Source organism: Amycolatopsis sp. ATCC 39116 (assembly GCF_000231075.2).
Classification (GTDB): Bacteria; Actinomycetota; Actinomycetes; order Mycobacteriales; family Pseudonocardiaceae; genus Amycolatopsis_E; species Amycolatopsis_E tucumanensis.
In genome coordinates, this window is record NZ_AFWY03000006.1 from 19655 (window position 1) to 37247 (window position 17593).

22 protein-coding genes are annotated in these 17593 nt (G+C 71.9%); 15 read left to right on the top strand and 7 right to left on the bottom strand.

Translation table 11 applies throughout. From position 1 onward, the window contains the following. The first annotated feature begins 14 nt into the window (after positions 1–14). The 8 genes from AMY39116_RS0309125 (at position 15) to AMY39116_RS0309160 (ending at position 6566) form a co-directional block, all read left to right on the top strand. Complete coding sequence (locus AMY39116_RS0309125) at positions 15–1550, top strand: bifunctional uroporphyrinogen-III C-methyltransferase/uroporphyrinogen-III synthase (RefSeq protein WP_017986409.1); 1536 nt, start codon at positions 15–17, stop codon at positions 1548–1550. A 171-nt stretch (positions 1551–1721) separates the two neighbouring features. Beyond that, positions 1722–2693: a porphobilinogen synthase gene (gene hemB / locus AMY39116_RS0309130; RefSeq protein ID WP_051123504.1), complete on the top strand. Its 972-nt coding sequence runs from the start codon at positions 1722–1724 to the stop codon at positions 2691–2693. Positions 2694–2742: 49 nt separating this feature from the next. Next, entirely contained in the window at positions 2743–3261 is a 519-nt protein-coding gene (locus AMY39116_RS0309135) for a hypothetical protein (protein WP_020417386.1), read from the top strand. Between the two features lie 3 nt (positions 3262–3264). Beyond that, positions 3265–3687 carry a DUF3093 family protein gene (locus AMY39116_RS0309140; protein WP_020417387.1) on the top strand — a complete coding sequence of 141 codons (423 nt, stop codon included), beginning with the start codon at positions 3265–3267 and terminating at the stop codon, positions 3685–3687. A gap of 12 nt (positions 3688–3699) precedes the next feature. Then, positions 3700–4044, top strand: a complete 345-nt coding sequence (locus AMY39116_RS0309145; protein WP_020417388.1) for a hypothetical protein — start codon at positions 3700–3702, stop codon at positions 4042–4044. 25 nt (positions 4045–4069) lie between these two features. After that, complete coding sequence (gene hemL, locus AMY39116_RS0309150) at positions 4070–5371, top strand: glutamate-1-semialdehyde 2,1-aminomutase (protein ID WP_027935775.1); 1302 nt, start codon at positions 4070–4072, stop codon at positions 5369–5371. After that, complete coding sequence (locus tag AMY39116_RS0309155) at positions 5368–5994, top strand: histidine phosphatase family protein (RefSeq protein WP_020417390.1); 627 nt, start codon at positions 5368–5370, stop codon at positions 5992–5994. The genes hemL and AMY39116_RS0309155 overlap by 4 nt, the downstream gene beginning before the upstream one ends. Then, positions 5991–6566: a TlpA disulfide reductase family protein gene (locus tag AMY39116_RS0309160; RefSeq protein WP_020417391.1), complete on the top strand. Its 576-nt coding sequence runs from the start codon at positions 5991–5993 to the stop codon at positions 6564–6566. Before AMY39116_RS0309155 ends, AMY39116_RS0309160 begins: the two co-directional genes overlap by 4 nt. On the opposite strand, the gene AMY39116_RS0309165 is transcribed toward AMY39116_RS0309160, so the two are convergent. Continuing rightward, positions 6503–7069, bottom strand: a complete 567-nt coding sequence (locus tag AMY39116_RS0309165; protein ID WP_020417392.1) for a hypothetical protein — start codon at positions 7067–7069, stop codon at positions 6503–6505. The two genes, AMY39116_RS0309160 and AMY39116_RS0309165, sit on opposite strands and share 64 nt — an antisense overlap. A gap of 121 nt (positions 7070–7190) precedes the next feature. Here AMY39116_RS0309165 and AMY39116_RS0309170 point away from each other — a divergent pair, with 121 nt between their 5' ends. The 4 genes from AMY39116_RS0309170 to AMY39116_RS0309185 are packed head-to-tail and all read left to right on the top strand — an operon-like array spanning position 7191 to position 11655. Further along, positions 7191–7964, top strand: a complete 774-nt coding sequence (locus tag AMY39116_RS0309170) for a cytochrome c biogenesis CcdA family protein (RefSeq protein WP_017986418.1) — start codon at positions 7191–7193, stop codon at positions 7962–7964. After that, positions 7961–9562, top strand: a complete 1602-nt coding sequence (locus tag AMY39116_RS0309175; RefSeq protein ID WP_020417393.1) for a cytochrome c biogenesis protein ResB — start codon at positions 7961–7963, stop codon at positions 9560–9562. The genes AMY39116_RS0309170 and AMY39116_RS0309175 overlap by 4 nt, the downstream gene beginning before the upstream one ends. 3 nt (positions 9563–9565) lie before the next feature. Beyond that, positions 9566–10555 (top strand): c-type cytochrome biogenesis protein CcsB, encoded by a 990-nt coding sequence (ccsB, locus tag AMY39116_RS0309180; RefSeq protein ID WP_020417394.1) that lies wholly within the window; start codon positions 9566–9568, stop codon positions 10553–10555. Then, positions 10555–11655 (top strand): MinD/ParA family protein, encoded by a 1101-nt coding sequence (locus AMY39116_RS0309185; protein ID WP_020417395.1) that lies wholly within the window; start codon positions 10555–10557, stop codon positions 11653–11655. The genes ccsB and AMY39116_RS0309185 overlap by 1 nt, the downstream gene beginning before the upstream one ends. Positions 11656–11846: 191 nt before the next feature. Here AMY39116_RS0309185 and AMY39116_RS46775 read toward each other — a convergent pair whose 3' ends face one another. Further along, on the bottom strand, positions 11847–12020 hold the full coding sequence (locus AMY39116_RS46775) for a hypothetical protein (RefSeq protein WP_017986422.1): 174 nt from the start codon (positions 12018–12020) through the stop codon (positions 11847–11849). Positions 12021–12152: 132 nt separating this feature from the next. Continuing rightward, positions 12153–12362: a BldC family transcriptional regulator gene (locus tag AMY39116_RS0309195; protein WP_020417396.1), complete on the bottom strand. Its 210-nt coding sequence runs from the start codon at positions 12360–12362 to the stop codon at positions 12153–12155. A gap of 212 nt (positions 12363–12574) precedes the next feature. Here AMY39116_RS0309195 and AMY39116_RS0309200 point away from each other — a divergent pair, with 212 nt between their 5' ends. Genes AMY39116_RS0309200 through AMY39116_RS0309210 form a run of 3 tightly spaced genes read left to right on the top strand, consistent with a single transcriptional unit; the run spans position 12575 to position 14398 of the window. Continuing rightward, entirely contained in the window at positions 12575–13048 is a 474-nt protein-coding gene (locus AMY39116_RS0309200) for an Lrp/AsnC family transcriptional regulator (protein WP_020417397.1), read from the top strand. Positions 13049–13059: 11 nt separating this feature from the next. Then, entirely contained in the window at positions 13060–13341 is a 282-nt protein-coding gene (locus AMY39116_RS0309205) for a DUF4229 domain-containing protein (RefSeq protein WP_020417398.1), read from the top strand. After that, the gene (locus AMY39116_RS0309210; RefSeq protein ID WP_039791359.1) at positions 13325–14398 is read left to right on the top strand and encodes a PLP-dependent cysteine synthase family protein; all 1074 of its coding nucleotides are present in this window, start codon (positions 13325–13327) and stop codon (positions 14396–14398) included. The genes AMY39116_RS0309205 and AMY39116_RS0309210 overlap by 17 nt, the downstream gene beginning before the upstream one ends. Here AMY39116_RS0309210 and AMY39116_RS0309215 read toward each other — a convergent pair. From AMY39116_RS0309215 to AMY39116_RS0309230, 4 genes are read right to left on the bottom strand one after another with little or no spacing between them, the layout of a single operon-like run. Further along, positions 14391–15263, bottom strand: a complete 873-nt coding sequence (locus AMY39116_RS0309215; RefSeq protein ID WP_020417400.1) for a 1,4-dihydroxy-2-naphthoate polyprenyltransferase — start codon at positions 15261–15263, stop codon at positions 14391–14393. The genes AMY39116_RS0309210 and AMY39116_RS0309215 overlap by 8 nt on opposite strands. 23 nt (positions 15264–15286) lie before the next feature. Then, entirely contained in the window at positions 15287–15427 is a 141-nt protein-coding gene (locus tag AMY39116_RS46780; RefSeq protein WP_020417401.1) for a hypothetical protein, read from the bottom strand. Between the two features lie 31 nt (positions 15428–15458). Further along, positions 15459–16607: an o-succinylbenzoate--CoA ligase gene (gene menE, locus AMY39116_RS0309225; RefSeq protein ID WP_020417402.1), complete on the bottom strand. Its 1149-nt coding sequence runs from the start codon at positions 16605–16607 to the stop codon at positions 15459–15461. 7 nt (positions 16608–16614) lie between these two features. Next, positions 16615–17538 (bottom strand): 1,4-dihydroxy-2-naphthoyl-CoA synthase, encoded by a 924-nt coding sequence (locus tag AMY39116_RS0309230; protein WP_020417403.1) that lies wholly within the window; start codon positions 17536–17538, stop codon positions 16615–16617. Positions 17539–17593: the final 55 nt, after the last annotated feature.

A 17593-nucleotide genomic window follows, 5' to 3' on the forward strand; every position in this document is an offset into this window, starting at 1 on the left:
AGGAGAAAGACACGATGACCCCCGCGCGGACAACCGCTGGGCGCGTCGCCTTCGTGGGCTCCGGCCCCGGCGACGCCGGACTGCTGACCGTACGTGCCCAGGAGCTCCTGGCGAAGGCCGAGGTCGTGGTTACCGACCCGGACGTGCCCGCCGGCGTGCTCGCGGGCGCCAGCGCGGACGCCGAGGTCAGGCCCGCCGTCGGCGAGCCCGCCGAGGTCGCGAAGGACCTCGCCAACGAGGCCAAGGGCGGACGGCTCGTGCTGCGCCTGTCCAGCGGTGACCCGCTGACCAGCGCCGCCGCCGTCGCCGAGGTGCAGGCCGTCGCGAAGACCAGCGCGGTCTTCGAGGTCGTCCCCGGCATCACGCCGGGCTCGGCCGTGCCCGCCTACGCCGGCATCGCGCTCGGCGGCAGCTACACCGACGTGGACGTCCGCGGCGACGTCGACTGGGCGAAGGTGGCCGCGGCGCCGGGCCCGATCGTGCTGCACGCGACGTCCGGCCAGCTGGCCGAGGCCGCGGGCGCGCTGACCGAGCACGGCCTGGCAGGCACCACCCCGGTCGCCGTCACTGCCAACGGCACGATCAACACCCAGCGCACGGTCGACACCACGCTGGCGAGCCTGTCGCAGGACGCCGGTGAGCTGGTCGGCCCGCTCGTGGTGACCGTCGGCGAGCAGGCCGGGCAGCGGTCGAAGCTGTCCTGGTGGGAGTCGCGCGCCCTCTACGGCTGGAAGGTCCTGGTGCCGCGCACCAAGGAGCAGGCCGGTGAGATGGCCGAGCGGCTGCGCATCCACGGCGCCACCTCGCACGAGGTCCCGACCATCTCGGTCGAGCCGCCGCGCAGCCCCGCCCAGATGGAGCGGGCGGTCAAGGGCCTTGTCGACGGCCGCTACCAGTGGATCGTGTTCACCTCGGCCAACGCGGTGAAGGCCGTGTGGGAGAAGTTCGAGGAGTTCGGCCTCGACGCCCGCGCCTTCTCCGGCGTGAAGATCGCCTGCGTCGGCGAGGCCACCGCGGCCCGCGTGCGCGCGTTCGGCATCAACCCGGAGATGATCCCGCAGGGCGAGCAGTCCAGCGAGGGCCTGCTGGCCGAGTTCCCGCCGTACGACGACGTGCTGGACCCGGTGAACCGCGTGCTGCTGCCGCGGGCCGACATCGCCACCGAGACCCTGTCCGCCGGCCTGGTGGACCGCGGCTGGGAGGTCGACGACGTGACGGCCTACCGGACCGTTCGCGCCGCGCCGCCGCCGGCCGAGACCCGCGAGATGATCAAGACCGGCGGGTTCGACGCGGTGTGCTTCACCTCGTCGTCGACCGTGCGGAACCTGGTCGGCATCGCGGGCAAGCCGCACACCCGCACGCTGGTCGCGTGCATCGGGCCGAAGACCGCGGAGACCGCGGTCGAGTTCGGCCTGCGGGTGGACGTGCAGCCGGAGGTGGCCGACGTGCCGCACCTGGTCGACGCGCTCGCCGCGCACGCCGCCAAGCTGCGCGCGGAGGGCGCCCTGCCGCCGCCGCGGAAGGCGAAGCGCACCCGGCGTTCTTCCTGATCGTCCGGTGTTCCGGGGCCGTTCGTGGATTGCCACGGGCGGCCCCGAGCCATTTCCGGGGGACGGGTAAGCGCACCCGGCGTTCTTCCTGATCGTCAGCCCGTTGGGGCCGTCCGTGAGATCCCACGGGCGGCCCCGAGCGCGTTCCGCCGCCGGAGTACCGTCGATGGGGTGTTTCCCGAGCATCGTCCCCGCCGGTTGCGGAGCACGGCGGCGCTGCGGCGCCTCGTCAGTGAGACCACCCTCCGGCCGCGTCAGCTGATCCTGCCCATGTTCGTCGCCGAGGGCGCCACCGCGCCGCGGCCCATTTCGAGCATGCCGGGCGTCGTCCAGCACACCCGGGACACGCTGCGCAAGGCGGCCGTCGAAGCGGTGCAGGCCGGCGTCGGCGGGCTGATGCTCTTCGGCGTTCCCGCGAACCGCGACGCGACCGGCTCCGGCGCGGTCGACGAGAACGGCATCCTCAACGTCGCCCTGCGCGACCTGCGTGCGGAACTCGGCGACTCGACGGTCCTGATGGCCGACACCTGCCTGGACGAGTTCACCGACCACGGCCACTGCGGCGTGCTGGACGACCGCGGAGCCGTGGACAACGACGCGACGCTGGCGGTGTACGCGGACATGGCCGTGGCCCAGGCCGAAGCCGGGGCGCACCTGCTCGGGCCGAGCGGCATGATGGACGGCCAGGTCGGCGTGATCCGCCGGGCGCTCGACGAGGCCGGCCACACCGAGACCGGCATCCTGGCCTACTCCGCCAAGTACGCGAGCGCGTTCTACGGCCCGTTCCGCGAGGCGGTGGACTCCCAGCTCAAGGGCGACCGCAAGACGTACCAGCAGGACCCGGGCAACGCGCGCGAGGCGCTGCGCGAGATCGAGCTGGACGTCGAAGAGGGCGCCGACGCGATCATGGTCAAGCCGGCGCTGTCCTACCTGGACGTGATCCGCCTGGCGGCCGACGCGTCCCCGGTGCCGGTCGCGGCGTACAACATCTCCGGCGAGTACGCGATGGTCGAGGCGGCCGCGGCGAACGGCTGGCTGGACCGCGAGCGCACGATCCTCGAGGTGCTGACGTCCATCCGCCGGGCGGGCGCGGACATGATCCTCACGTACTGGGCCACGGAAGCGGCGGCCTGGCTCGACTGAGCCAGCGGCCGCTGCCAGTGCCCTCCACGTGCGCAGTAGGCTCTTCAGGGTGACCGCAGGGAACGAATCGGACGACGAGCGCCGCGCCCAGGGCCTGCCCCCGGCGCCGAGCCTGCCGGGCGACGAGGTCGAACGGCCCGAGCCGCCGAGGCCGGTGCAAGTGTCGTTCTGGTTGTGGGTCGCCTCCGCGGTGGTCCTCGTCATCGCCTACCTGGTGGTGTTCCTCGCCCGCCAGCAGGTCATCGACACCCTGGTCAAGGCCAACACGAACACCCAGATCACCCCGGACAAGATCGCCTCCGGCACCACGGTGCTGTTCGCGATGCTGCTGGTCGGCTCGGTGTCGTTCGCGGCCTTCTTCGTGCTGTTCGCCTGGAAGGCGCGGCAGGGCACCCGCTCCGCGCGCACCGTCCTGACGGTCCTGGTGGCGATCACGCTGGTGTTCCAGTTCGTGATGCAGGCCTACACCGGCATCTCGCTGATCGCGACGCTGCTCAGCCTCGTCGCGCTGGCGCTGATGTACATCCCGTCGGTGCAGCCGTTCTTCCCGAAGGTCGGCCGCCGGTAAGCCGTGGACCGGTACCTGGAGCGCGGAGCGAGCTGGACGGCCCTCGCGTACGGGCCCGGCTTCGCCCTGCTCGGGTTCCTGGCCGAGCTGCTCACCGGCGCCACGCACACGGTCGCGTGGGTGATCGTCGGCCTCGGGCTGGCCGCGATCACCGCGCCCTGGGTCTACGCGCGGCGGCGGTTCCTGACCGTCCGCGTCACCGGCGACGCGCTGTGGCAGGGCCGCGAACGCCTGCCGCTGACCGACATCGCCGAGGTCACCGACGTCGGCGCGCCGACCGGGGCGCGGGTCCTCGGCGGCGGCTGGACCACCCCGAACAAGTACGAGGCCCTGCCGATCCGGCTCACCGACGGCACCGTCGTGCTCGCCTGGGCCAAGGACGTCGAGGCGCTGCGGACCGCGCTGCGCCAGGCGCGGACGGCATGAGAGGCTGCTCACGTGACTGAACAGGCCCGCCTCAACCAGCCCGTGCGCGCGGTGGTCGCGCTGGCCGAGGTGCTGCTCGCGGCGGTCGCCGTGTGGGGCGCGTTCCAGTTGTGGCAGCAGGGCGTGCACACGGTCGTGGTGACCCTCACCGACGGCACCGTCCTGACCAGCACGCGCTGGGTCGGGAGCTGGATGTCCGGCGCGATCGGCCTCGGCGTGGTCGCCGGGGTCCTGCTGGTCGACGCCGTGCGCGAGGTCCTGCTCGCGGTCCGCGTCAAGCGCCGCCGCAAGAGCCGCGAGTCCGAGCGCGACGAGGACGACTTCGGCTACTTCACCGGACACCTGAACCAGGCCTGACGGGACCTTTGCAAGACTGGGGTCTGTGACGCAAGCAGTCGACAAGTCCAGGGCATGGTTCGACCGGGCCGCCGCTGTGACGCCGGGTGGGGTGAACTCCCCGGTGCGGGCGTTCAACTCGGTGGGCGGCACGCCGCGGTTCATGGTGCGCGGCGAGGGCCCGCACCTGTGGGACGCGGACGGCAACCGCTACGTGGACCTGGTGTCCTCGTGGGGGCCGATGATCCTCGGGCACGCGCACCCGGCGGTCGTCGAGGCGGCCCGCGCGGCCGCGAGCTCGGGCCTGTCGTTCGGCACGCCGACGATCGGCGAGGTCGAGCTGGCCGAGGAGATCATCGACCGGGTCGACCCGGTGCACCAGGTGCGGCTGGTCAACTCGGGCACCGAGGCGACGATGAGCGCGATCCGGCTGGCCCGCGGGTTCACCGGCCGCAGCAAGATCATCAAGTTCGCCGGCTGCTACCACGGGCACGTCGACGCGCTGCTCGCCCAGGCCGGGTCCGGCGTCGCCACGCTCGGCCTGCCGACCTCGCCCGGGGTGACCGGGGCGCAGGCCGCGGACACGATCGTGCTGCCCTACAACGACATCGAGGCCGTGCGGCAGTCGTTCGCGGAGAACCCGGACTCGATCGCGGCGATCATCACCGAGGCCGCCGCGGGCAACATGGGCGCCGTCGCGCCAGCCGGCGACTTCAACGCGCAGCTGCGCGACATCGCGCACGACAACGGCGCGCTGCTGATCATGGACGAGGTCATGACCGGCTTCCGGGTGTCCCGGTCCGGCTGGTTCGGCATCGAAGGCGTGCCCGGCGACCTCTACACCTTCGGCAAGGTCATGTCCGGCGGGCTGCCCGCCGCGGCGTTCGGCGGCCGCTCCGACGTGATGGCCCGGCTCGCCCCGACCGGCCCGGTCTACCAGGCCGGCACGCTGTCCGGGAACCCGGTCGCGGTGGCCACCGGCCTGGCGACCCTGCGCGCGGCCGACGACGAGGTGTACCGCCGCCTCGACGCCAACTCGCAGCGCCTCGGTGCGCTGTTCAGCGAGGCGCTGACCAAGGCGAGCGTGCCGCACCACGTCGCCTACGCCGGGAACCTGCTCAGCGTGTTCTTCCGCGAGGAGCCGGTGCGCGACTACCACGACGCCACCAGCGCGGACACCTGGCGCTTCCCGCCGTTCTTCCACGCGCTGCTGGAACGCGGCGTGTACGGGCCGCCGAGCGCGTTCGAGGCCTGGTTCGTCAACTCCGCGATGGACGACGCGGCGTTCGAGGTCATCGAGGCCGCGCTGCCCGCGGCCGCGAAGGCCGCTGCGGAGGCCCGTCAGTGACGACCATCGTGCACCTCCTGCGGCACGGCGAAGTGCACAACCCGGAGGGGATCCTCTACGGCCGCCTGCCCGGCTTCCACCTGTCCGAGCGCGGCCGCCGCCAGGCGCTGACGGTCGCCGAGGCCGTCGCCGCCCACGACATCACCCACGTGGTCGCCTCGCCGCTGCAGCGCGCGCAGGAGACCGCGGCCCCGATCGCCGCGGCGCACCGGCTCGACGTGCAGACCGACGAGCGGCTGATCGAGGCGGGCAACATGTTCGAGGGCCAGAAGGTCGCGGTCGGCGACGGCGCGCTGCGCCAGCCGCGGCACTGGTCGAAGCTGCGCAACCCGTTCCTGCCCTCGTGGGGCGAGCCGTACGTGGAGATCGCCCACCGGATGCTCGGCGCGGTCCTGCGGGCCCGCTCCAAGGCCGAGGGCCACGAGGCGCTGTGCGTGTCGCACCAGCTGCCGATCTGGACGCTGCGCCGGTTCCTGGAGGCCAAGCCGCTGTGGCACGACCCGCGCCGCCGCCAGTGCTCGCTCGCGTCGCTGACCAGCCTGGTCTTCGACGGCGAGGAGCTGGTGAAGATCGTCTACAGCGAGCCGGCCGGCGCCACCGACCCGAAGGTGACCGGGGCATGAAGCGGATCCTCGCGGCCGTGCTGGCGAGTGTTTGCGTGCTCGCCGGGTGCAGCACCGGGAACGACGCGGTGTCGCAGGGCAGCAACTTCGAGTTCGTCGCGCCCGGCGGCAAGACCGACATCCTCTACGAGGGCGCCGACCGGCAGCCGATCCCGAACCTGTCCGGCGAGGACCTGATGACCGAGGGCAAGACGATCTCGGTCGCGGACTACGCCGGCAAGGTCGTCGTGATCAACATCTGGGGCCAGTGGTGCGCGCCGTGCCGCACCGAGGCGCCGGAGCTGGAGAAGCTCTACCTGGCGCACCAGGCCAACGGCGTGCAGGTGCTCGGCCTCGACGTCCGCGACGACGACCGCTCGGCGCCGCAGGACTTCGTGCGCAACCGGCAGCTGACCTACCCGTCGATCTACGACCCGCCGGGCCGCAGCCTGCTGCAGCTGTCCGGCTACCCGCGCAACGTCGTGCCGTCCACGATCATCCTGGACAAGCAGCAGCGGGTGGCCGCGGTCTACCTGCGGTCCATCCTGGCCAGCGACATCGAGCCGGTGGTCCAGCGGCTCGCGGCCGAATAACCCGAGCGCAGGAAGACCCCGAGCGCCAGCGCGCCGCCGAACAGCAGGAACGCGGTCCCGGCGACCGTCGGCGGGTGCGGTGTCGCGAGCTGGGGCGAGACCCGCGCCCACTGCTGGATCGCGACGGCGGCCGCGGCGGTGGACAGCGTCAGCCCGGCCACGCCCAGCGGGGCGCCCCACTTCCCGGCGCCGCGCAGCACGATCACCAGCACCGCGAGCACGCCGGCGACCTGCACGGCGGGCAGGTTCACCACCTCGGGCCGGGCGACGAGGTGGTCCATCGCGAGCTGCGCACCGGCCGAGCCGAGCACGCCGGCGGAGGCCATCAGCGCCCCGGCCCACCACCGCAGGTGCAGCGCGGCCCACGGCGCGGCGGCGGTCAGCGCGCAGCACAGCAGGAACGGGACCGAGCGCCAGGCGACTTCGGTGCGGGTGATTTCCCACACCAGCGGGGCTCCGACCAGCACGGACAGCGACGCGTGGACACGCAGCGGAATCGTCATGGGCGAAAAGGTATGGTGCGGACCACGGCGCCGGCTTCGGTCGAAGAGCTCGCCGTCCTCGGCCGATCGGCCGAGACCATCCCGGTGAACTCACACCGAACTCACTGCTTACCCTCGAACCGTGAACTCCGTGACCGAGCTGGCGACCTCCGGGCCGCTGCTGCTCGCCGCCGGGGTCGCCCTGCTCGCCGGCGCCATCTCGTTCGCCTCGCCGTGCGTCGTCCCGCTCGTGCCGGGTTACCTCGCCTACCTCGCCGCGCTGGTCGGCGCCGACGCGCCCGCCGTGACCGCGGACGAGGACCGCAAGAAGGGCCGCTACGCCGTCGTCGGCGCGGCCGGCCTGTTCGTCCTCGGCTTCACCGTCGTGTTCGCCGCGGGGGTCGGCAGCCTGGTGTGGCTCGCCGACGCCCTGCTGGTCAACCAGGACCTGCTGCAGCGCGTCGGCGGCGTGGTGACGATCGCGATGGCCCTGGTGTTCCTCGGCCTCATCCCGGCCCTGCAGCGCGACGTCCGGTCGCACCGCGTGCCGCGCGGCGGCCTGCTCGGCGCGCCGCTGCTGGGTGCGGTGTTCGGTCTCGGCTGGACGCCGTGCATCGGCCCGACGCTGTCCGGGGTGCTCGCGCTGGCCGCGGGCACCGGCTCCAGCGGCGCCCGCGGGTTCCTGCTGGTCCTGGTCTACTGCCTGGGCCTCGGCCTGCCGTTCCTGCTCATCGCGTTCGGCGCGCGCTGGGCCGTGCGCGCCACCGACTGGCTGCGCCGCAACGGCCGCCGGGTGCAGATCTTCGGCGGCGGGCTGCTCCTCGTCGTCGGGGTCCTCCTGGTCACCGGCCTGTGGGGCGAGCTGGTCAGCTGGCTGCGCGACGCCTTCGTCACGGACACGGTGCTGCCGCTGTGACCGCCACCGAAGCGCCCCCGGACCCCAAGCCGTACCGCAACTCGCCCGCCAAGCGCGTCCTGGCGTTCCTGCGCAACACCTGGCGCGGGCTCACCGCGATGCGCACCGCGCTGATCCTGCTCTTCCTGCTCGCGCTGGCTGCGCTGCCCGGCGCCCTGCTGCCGCAGCGCACGCTGAACGCCCCGAAGACCGAGCAGTACATCGCCGACCACGGCTGGTGGGGCACGCTGCTGGACCGCCTGCAGTTCTTCGACGTCTACTCCAGCGTCTGGTTCTCGGCGATCTACCTGCTGCTGATGATCTCGCTCATCGGCTGCCTGCTGCCGCGCAGCGTCGAGTACTTCAAGTCGATGCGCGCCAAGCCGGTGCTGACCCCGCGCAACCTGTCCCGGCTGCCGCACTTCGCCGAGGCCACCACGCCGCGCGACCCGGACGAGGTCATCGCCGCCGCTCGCGATCGGCTCAAGGGCTGGCGCAGCGTCGAGCGCGCGGAGGAGGGTGGGGCCCGCACGATCAGCGCCGAGCGCGGATACCTCCGCGAGACCGGCAACCTGGTCTTCCACTTCGGGATGCTCGGGCTGATCATCGCGTTCGCGCTCGGCAAGATGTACACCTACGAGGGCCAGGTGATCGTCCAGGCCAACGGGTCCCAGTTCTGCAACTCCGGGATCTACGCCTACGACTCGTTCACCCCCGGCCTGCGCGTCGACGGCACCGACCTGAACCCGTTCTGCGTCAAGGTCAACGACTTCACCGCCGAGTTCACCGAGGCCGGCCAGCCGATCCAGTACAAGTCGAACGTCCAGTACCAGGCGGGCGCGGACCTGGAGACCGGCACCTGGCGCGACTACCTGCTCGAGGTCAACTCGCCGCTGCGCCTGGCAGGCGACCGCGTCTACCTGCTGGGCAACGGCTACTCGCCGATCTTCACGATCACCTGGCCGGACGGCACCACCCGCACGCAGGCCACGCAATGGCGCCCGACCGACGGCACCGGGACGCTCAACGAGGGCGCGACCAAGTTCGACCCGCCGAACATCACCGACCCGTTCGAGCGGCGCACCAAGCAGCTCGCGATCACCGGCCTGTTCGCGCCGGACGGCCTGCTGCACGGCGGGGTGCTGACCGGCGGCGGCCCCGAGATGACCAACCCGATGGTCGCGGTCGACGTGATGCGCGGCGACCTCGGCCTCGACTCCGGGCAGAGCCAGTCGATCTTCTCCATCGACCAGTCCATGGTGGACGACGGCCGCCTCAGCCGCGTCGCCCGCTCGAACCTGAACGTCGGCCAGTCGGTCACCCTCGACGACGGCACCGTGGTGCGGTTCGACGGGGTGCAGCGCTTCGTGTCGCTGCAGATCTCGCACGACCCGACCCAGACCTACGTGCTCGGGTTCGCGGTCGCGATGTTCCTCGGCCTCGGGTTGTCGTTGCTGATCAAACGTCGCAGGCTGTGGGTGCGGGTCGTCCCGGCCGGCGAGGGCGGGACGGGTACCGTGGTCGCGGTGGGCGGGCTCGCCCGCACCGACCAGGCGGGCTACGGCGAGGAGTTCACCCGGATCGCGGAAGAGCTGCTCACAGGCAAGAAGAAGAGGTAGGTAATGCCGGTCAACGAAACGTTGTCCCAGTACAGCGACTGGTCCTACACGACGGCGACCGCGATCTACGTACTGGCGCTGGTCTTCTTCCTCATCGAACAGTCCTTCGGCGCCAAGGGGCGCCGCGCGGCCGAGCGCACCCGGGAGCGGGCGCGTGAACTCGTCGGCGCCGGCGGCCCGGACAGCACCGAGACCGTCACCCCTCCGGCTGAAACTCCCGCGGCCCGCGCCGCCCGTGGCCGCGCCGAGCGCATCGGCCGCATGGGCGCCGCGCTGACCGTCCTGGGCGTGCTGCTGCACCTGGCCGCGCTGGTGCTGCGTGGCCTGGCGACGCACCGCGTGCCGTGGGGCAACATGTACGAATACATCATGGCGGTGACGTTCATCGCCGTGGTGACCTGGCTCGTGGTGATCCGCAAGTTCCCGGCCCGCCACCTGTCCGGCTTCCTGCTGCTGCCGGTCGTCATCCTGATGTTCGTCGGCGGCACGATGCTCTACACCGTGGCCGCGCCGGTCCAGCCCGCGCTGCAGTCGTACTGGCTGGTCATCCACGTCTCCGCGGCGGCCGCGTCGTCCGGCATCTTCCTGGTGCCCGGTGTCGCCAGCATCCTGTACCTGGTCCGCTCGGCGCACGAGCGCGACCCGAAGCGCTTCGCCCGGTTCGGCTCGCGGCTGCCCGCGGCCGACGTGCTCGACCGCATCGCCTACCGCACCACCGTGTTCGCGTTCCCGCTGTTCACGTTCGGCGTGCTGTGCGGCGCGGTGTGGGCCGAGGCCGCCTGGGGCCGGTTCTGGGGCTGGGACCCGAAGGAGACCACCGCGTTCATCGCGTGGATCGTCTACGCCGCGTACCTGCACTCGCGGGCCACGGCCGGCTGGCGCGGCACCCGCGCGGCGGTCATCAACACCGTCGGCTTCGCGGTGACGGTGTTCAACCTGTTCTTCGTCAACCTCGTCACCACGGGCCTGCATTCCTACGCCGGGGTCGGCTGATGACCGAGCCGCGCGAACCCGAGTCCTACTTCTCCGACGAACGAACCGACTCCACCTCGCACCCGGCTCCTCCGCCGCCGCGGCACCAGCAGCCCGGCTACGACCCGAACCTGCCCCCGCTGCAACAGCAGCAGTACGGGCAGCCGCAGTACCCGTACCCGCCGTTGCCGCAGCCCTCGCGGCCGCGTCACGCCGCGCCCGACCGCCCGGTGCGGCCGCCGAAGCGCGTGCCCCAGTCGGGCTGGCGCAAGGCGGTCTACGTCGCCTCCGGCAAGCTGATCAACCCGGGGGAGAGCCCGCAGGAGCAGCGGCAGCGGGAGCTGGTCGCGCGGGTGAACCAGCCGCTGCGCGGGTGCTTCCGCATCGCGATGCTGAGCCTCAAGGGCGGGGTCGGCAAGACCACGATCACCACCACGCTCGGCTCGACGTTCGCGGCGCTGCGTGGTGACCGGGTGATCGCGGTGGACGCGAACCCGGACCGCGGCACGCTGTCGCAGAAGATCCCGATCGAGACCACGGCGACGGTTCGGCACCTGCTGCGGGACGCGGACAAGATCACGCGCTACAGCGACGTCCGGGCCTACACGTCACAGGGGTCGAGCCGGCTGGAGATCCTCGCCAGCGAGCAGGACCCGGCGGTGTCGGAGGCGTTCTCCGAGAGCGACTACCTGCGCACGGTCAACCTGCTGGAGCACTTCTACAACATCGTGCTCACCGACTGCGGCACCGGTCTGATGCACTCGGCGATGAAGGGCGTGCTGGACGCGGCCGACGCGCTGGTCGTGGTGTCGTCGGGTTCGGTCGACGGTTCGCGCAGCGCCTCGGCGACGCTGGACTGGCTGGACGCCCACGGCTACGGCGACCTGGTGAAGCGGTCGGTGACCGTGATCAACTCGGTCCGCCCGAAGGCCGGCTCGGTGGACCTGGACAAGCTGGCCGCGCACTTCGCGGCGCGGACCCGCGCGGTGTGCCGGATCCCGTTCGACCCGCACCTCGAAGAGGGCGCGGAGATCGAGCTGGAGCGCCTGACACCGGAGACGCGCATGGCGCTCCTGGAGTTGGCGGCCACCATGGCGGACGCCTTCCCCGGTAAACGGTAGAGAGAATTCCAGAGGCGGCCCACGTAGCGGTGCGGGTAGCGGAACCTCGGAATCCCGCCCGCCACCCGACCACCGCCCCTCATCGAGGCGCTTCGCGCGACAGTGCCGTCACCACGTCGGCGCTGTCCTCGCGAGGGGGCTCCTGAGAACCCGCGGCGGTGCGAGTTGCGCACGTGGAGAAGAGCAGGCGATCAGTCTTCCTCGGACTTCGGCGGCTTCTGCTCGCCGAGCTTGCGCAGGAATTCGGGGTCGTCGTCCGGCGGGACGGTCGCTCGCGAGGACACCCCGACGTGCTCGGGGCCGAAGGCTCGCCACAACAGGACAGCGATGGTGAGCGCTCCGATCGCTGCGAGCAGGTAGATCATCCCCGCTCCCTTCCGAGTGCGTTGGCGCGGAACTGCTGTACCGAGGGTAACCCCTCCGGCGTGAGTTCCGGTTGACGCGCCCGGGCCCCGCGGGTCCGGCTGGGCCGGTCCGCGGGGTTCTCGCCCACCTGCTCAGACGCGCGCGGGTTCGTTCGCGTCCGTGGTGAGCTCGGCCAGCAGGGCGTTGACCTCGGACTCCCGGAACCGCCGGTGCCCACCGGGGGTGCGGATCGAGCCGATGCGGCCCGCGGTCGCCCACCGGGTCACGGTCTTCGGGTCCACCCGGAACAACGCGGCGACTTCGCCGGGCGTCAGCAGGCGCCCTCCCGTGCTAGCGGTCATTTTCCGCCTCCTTCACGACCAAACTGCTAAACCGGAGGTCGAAGCCCCGGTTCGATCAACACGGCAATCGTGGCATCTCACCCGCCAGGTACTCGAACGGTTGTCGAAGAGTAAAGGGTAAGTAATGGACAAAACGCCCAGCTTGTGGACGCTAAGCAACGGTGCCGGCAGCGGTCGCGGGCCGTGGGTAAAGGCCGCCTAGGCTGGTCCGCGTGGATGCCCTGGACCGCAAGATCATCGCCGCGTTGCGCTTGAACGGCCGTGCCACCTACGCGGAGCTGGGCAGAACCGTGGGCCTGTCCGCGTCGTCCGTGCACGAGCGCGTCGGCAAGCTGGAGGCGGCCGGGGTGATCACCGGGTACCACGCGACCGTCAACCCGAGCACGGTCGGTCTCGGCGTGACGGCGCTGGTCGGCATCCAGCCGACCGACACCGCCGAGGACAACGACGTGGCCGACGAGCTGGGGGCGCTGCCCGAGGTCGAGAGCTGCTACGCGGTCGCCGGGGACGAGGCGTTCGTGGTGAAGGTGCGGGTGCCGACGGTCGACGACCTGGAGCACACGCTGGGCAGGCTGCGCCGGATCGCCGGGGTGGCGCGCACGCGGACCACGGTGGTGCTGTCCACGCGCTTTGAGGGCAGGCCGAACAACACGGTGCTGGAAAACCCGCCGCAGACCGGCGCGTAGGCTCGTCAAACGTGAGCGAGACCCGTACTCATCTGGGCCGTGACCTGACGCTTTACCTGCTCGCGCGGTTCGGGCTGATCGTCGTCGTGGCGGCCGTGCTCGTCCTGGTGAAGGTGCCGTTGCTGGTCGCCGTCGCCGTCGGTGTGGTGGTCGGCCTGCCGGTCGGGCTGCTCGTGTTCCGCAAGCTGAACGCGCGGGTCACCGCCGGTCTCGCGGTGCGCAACGAGCACCGGGCGCGGGAGCGCGCGAAGCTGCGGGCCCAGCTGCGGGGCGAGGATGCCGGCGACGAATAGGGCGTGGGTGCGCGAGGCGATCCGCCTGATCGAGGCCGACGCCAACCGCAGCGCCGACACGCACCTGCACTGCTTCCCGCTGCCGCCCGAGTGGGGCGTGGACCTGTACCTGAAGGACGAGTCGGTGCACCCGACCGGCTCGCTCAAGCACCGGCTGGCGCGGTCCCTGCTGCTCTATGCGCTGGTCAACGGGCAGATCGGCCCGGAAACGACGTTGATTGAGGCGTCCAGCGGTTCGACCGCGGTGAGCGAGGCGTATTTCGCGCGGATGCTCGGGCTGGACTTCGTGACGGTGGTGCCGCGCAAGACCAGCCGGGAGAAGATCGAGCTGATCGAGTTCTACGGCGGCCGGTGCCACTTCGTGGACGTGCCGTCCGCGATGTACAGCGAGGCCGAGCGGCTGGCCGCGGAGTGCGGCGGGCACTACCTCGATCAGTTCACCTACGCCGAGCGGGCGACGGACTGGCGCGGCAACAACAACATCGCGGAGTCGGTGTTCGCGCAGATGCGCGCGGAACGGCATCCGGTGCCGTCGTGGATCGTGGTGGGCGCGGGCACCGGCGGGACGAGCGCGACGTTCGGCCGGTACGTGCGCTACCGGCGGCACACCACGAAGATCGCGGTGGCCGACCCGGAGAACTCGTCGTTCTACGGGGCGTGGCAGACCGGCGCGATGGACTACACCACGGGCATGCCGTCACGCATCGAAGGCATCGGACGGCCGCGCGTGGAGCCGTCCTTCGTGCCGACGGTCATCGACCACATGATCCAGGTTCCGGACGCCGCGTCCATGGCGGCGATCAGGCTGCTGCGGGAGCGCACCGGCCACTGGGCGGGCGGCTCGACGGGCACGGCGCTGTACGCCGCGTTCGAGATCATCGCGGGCATGCTCGAAGCCGGCCAGGTGGGCAGCGTGGTGACCCTCATCTGCGACGGCGGCGAGCGGTACGCGCACACCTACTACAACGACGACTGGATCGCCGAACAGGGCTTCGACCTGACCCCGCACACGGCCCGCATGGAGCGGTTCCTGGCGACGGGCAAGTGGATCAGCTGACCGCGAGTCCCACGGCGGTCAGCACCGACCAGGCCAGCATCGCCAACCCGGTGTCCTTCAGCACCGGGATCAGCCCCGGCCCGTTCCCCCCGCCGGTGATCACCCGCACCGGGGTCCGCAGCAGCGGCGCCGTCACCAGCGCGATCAGCAGCCAGGGGTGCCACACCGCCAGCAGCACCGTCACCACGTACGGCACCGCGATCAGCGCCAGGTAGAACCGCCGCGTGCCGGCGTCCCCAAGCCGCACCGCGAGGGTCACCTTCCCGGCCACCCGGTCGGTCGGGATGTCCCGCAGGTTGTTGGCCACCAGCACGGCCATCGAGAAGCACCCGACGGCCACCGCGGCCCCCAGCGCTTCCCAGCTGATCCGCCCGGCCTGCACGTACACGGTGCCCAGCACGGCGGCCAGGCCGAAGAAGATGAACACCGCGACCTCGCCGAGCCCCGCGTAGCCGTAGGGCTTCCGGCCGCCGGTGTAGAACCAGGCGCCGAGGATGCACGCGGCCCCCATCGCGAGCAGCCACCACCGCCCGGTGACCGCCACCAGCACCAGCCCGAGCACCCCGGCCACGCCGAAGCAGGTCAGCGCGGCGGTGAGCACGAGCTTCGGCGCCGCGGCACCGGAGCCGACCAGGCGGAGCGGCCCGACCCGGTCGGCGTCCGTGCCGCGGATGCCGTCGGAGTAGTCGTTGGCGAAGTTGACGCCGATGATCAGCGCGAGCGCCACGAGGAGCGCCAGCAACGACTGCCACCAGGTGAACGCCCCCAGCTGGATCGTCGCCCCCACGCCCGCCACCACGGGAGCCACCGCGTTGGGCAGCGTCCGCGGCCGGGCACCCTCGATCCACTCCGTCACAGTCGCCATGACTGCATTCTCGTCGAGCGCGCTTACTCCGCGGCGACCGGTACGGACCAGGTGAGCGTGCCGGAGTCCGGCAGGGGCGGATCGGCCGCCGCCGTGCCGGCCACCGCGAGGACGGCGAACGCGGCACCGACGGCCGCGACCAGGAGACGTTTCAGCGAGATCATTGGCTAACTGAAAAACGGCCCGCCCCGGATGTCAACCAACCGGGGGAAAAATCTGCTCCGCGACCGCTGTTCGGTCGATTTTGCCGGGCCCGCGCAGCGGGAGTGTGGTAACGAACTCGACCCGCTTCGGCACGGCCGCCGCACCCGCCGCCGAGCGCACCGCGGCCCGCAGCTCGTCCACGTCCGGCGCCTCGCCCTCGGGCACGACCGCGGCCGCCACGACCTGGCCCCACTCCGCGTCCGGCAGCCCGACGACGCACGTCTCCCGCACCCCGGGCAGGGACGTGATCAGGCGTTCCACCGCCGCCGCCGACACCTTCACCCCGCCGGTGTTGATCACGTCGTCGAGGCGGCCGAGGACTTCCAGGCGCCCGTCGCGTAGCTGCCCGCGGTCCCCGGTGCGGAACCAGCCGCCGTCGAACGCCGCCGCGGTGAGGTCGGGCCGCAGCCGGTAGCCGTGGGTGAGCACCGGCCCGGAGATGAGGATCCGGCCGTCGTCGGCGATCCGCACGTCGACCCCGTCCAGCGGCACCCCGTCGTAGACGCAGCCGCTCGCGGTCTCGCTCATCCCGTAGGACGGGACGATCCGCACCCCGGCCTCCTTGGCGCGGGCGCGTAAGGCCGGGGTGGTCGCGGCGGCGCCGAGGATGATCGCGTCGAACGCCTTTGCCGCGTCCAGGCCGGGGCCGCCGGCGTCGAGCAGCCGGGTCAGCTGGGTCGGAACCATCGCGGTGTAGCGCGGCCCGTTCCCGGCGAGCACCGGCCGCGCGGCCTCGGCGAAGCGTTCCGCCCGGAACGGCCCGGGCGGCAGCACCGCGAACGGCTGTCCGGCCAGCATCGACCGGACCAGCACCTGCAGGCCGCCGATGTAGTTCGCGGGCGTGGCGAGCAGCCACCGTCCCGGCCCGCCGAGCCGCGCGTGCGTGGCCGCCGCGGAGGCCTGCAGCGCCTCGGCGGACAGCAGCACGCCCTTGGGCTCGCCGGTGGACCCGGAGGTCGCGATGATCACCGCGGTGCCCGGCTCCACCGGCTCGTCCGGCCGCATGCCCGCCAGCAGCCCGGCGGCCTTGGGGTCGCCGCCGTCCAGCGGCAGCACCGCCTCGCCCCCGTCGAGCGCCGCGGCCAGTGCCCCGGCCAGCTCGTCGACCGACTCCGGACCCCGCAGCCAGACCTCGCGCACGCGCACCTCAGTAGTAGTAGGGGAAGGCGGACCAGTCGGGGTCCCGCTTCTGCAGGAACGCGTCCCGCCCCTCGACGGCCTCGTCCTGCATGTAGGCCAGCCGGGTGGTCTCGCCCGCGAAGACCTGCTGCCCGACCAGCCCGTCGTCGATCAGGTTGAACGAGTACTTCAGCATCCGCTGGGCCGTCGGCGACTTGCCGAGGATCTCCCAGCCCCACTGCAGCGCCTCGGCCTCCAGCTCGGCGTGCGGGACGACCGCGTTGACCGCGCCCATCCGGTGCATCTGCTCGGCGGTGTACTCGCGGCCGAGGAAGAAGATCTCCCGCGCGAACTTCTGCCCGACCTCGCGTGCCAGGTAGGCCGACCCGAACCCGCCGTCGAACGAGCCGACGTCGGCGTCCGTCTGCTTGAACCGCGCGTGCTCGGCCGAGGCGAGGGTGAGATCGCACACCACGTGCAGCGAGTGCCCGCCGCCCGCGGCCCAGCCAGGGACCACCGCGATCACGACCTTCGGCATGAACCTGATCAGCCGCTGGACCTCCAGGATGTGCAGGCGGCCGGCCCGCGCGGGGTCCACCGTGTCGGAGGTCTCGCCGCTCGCGTACTGATACCCGGACCGACCGCGAATACGCTGGTCACCACCGGAACAGAACGCCCACCCACCGTCCTTCGGCGAGGGACCGTTCCCCGTCAGGAGGACGCAGCCGACATCTGAGCTCATCCGCGCGTGGTCGAGAGCGCGGTACAGCTCGTCGACGGTGTGCGGGCGGAAGGCGTTGCGAACCTCGGGGCGGTCGAACGCGACGCGCACGACGCGTTTGCCGGAGCGGGCCTCGACGGAACGGTGATAGGTGATGTCGGTGAAACCGAAACCCTCGATTTCGGTCCAGGCGGACGGGTCGAACAGCTCGGAAACCTGGGCGTCATGCACGTTTGGGAGAATAGGCCGTGTGACTGTGGTGACGGGTGACACGCCGGGGGGTCCC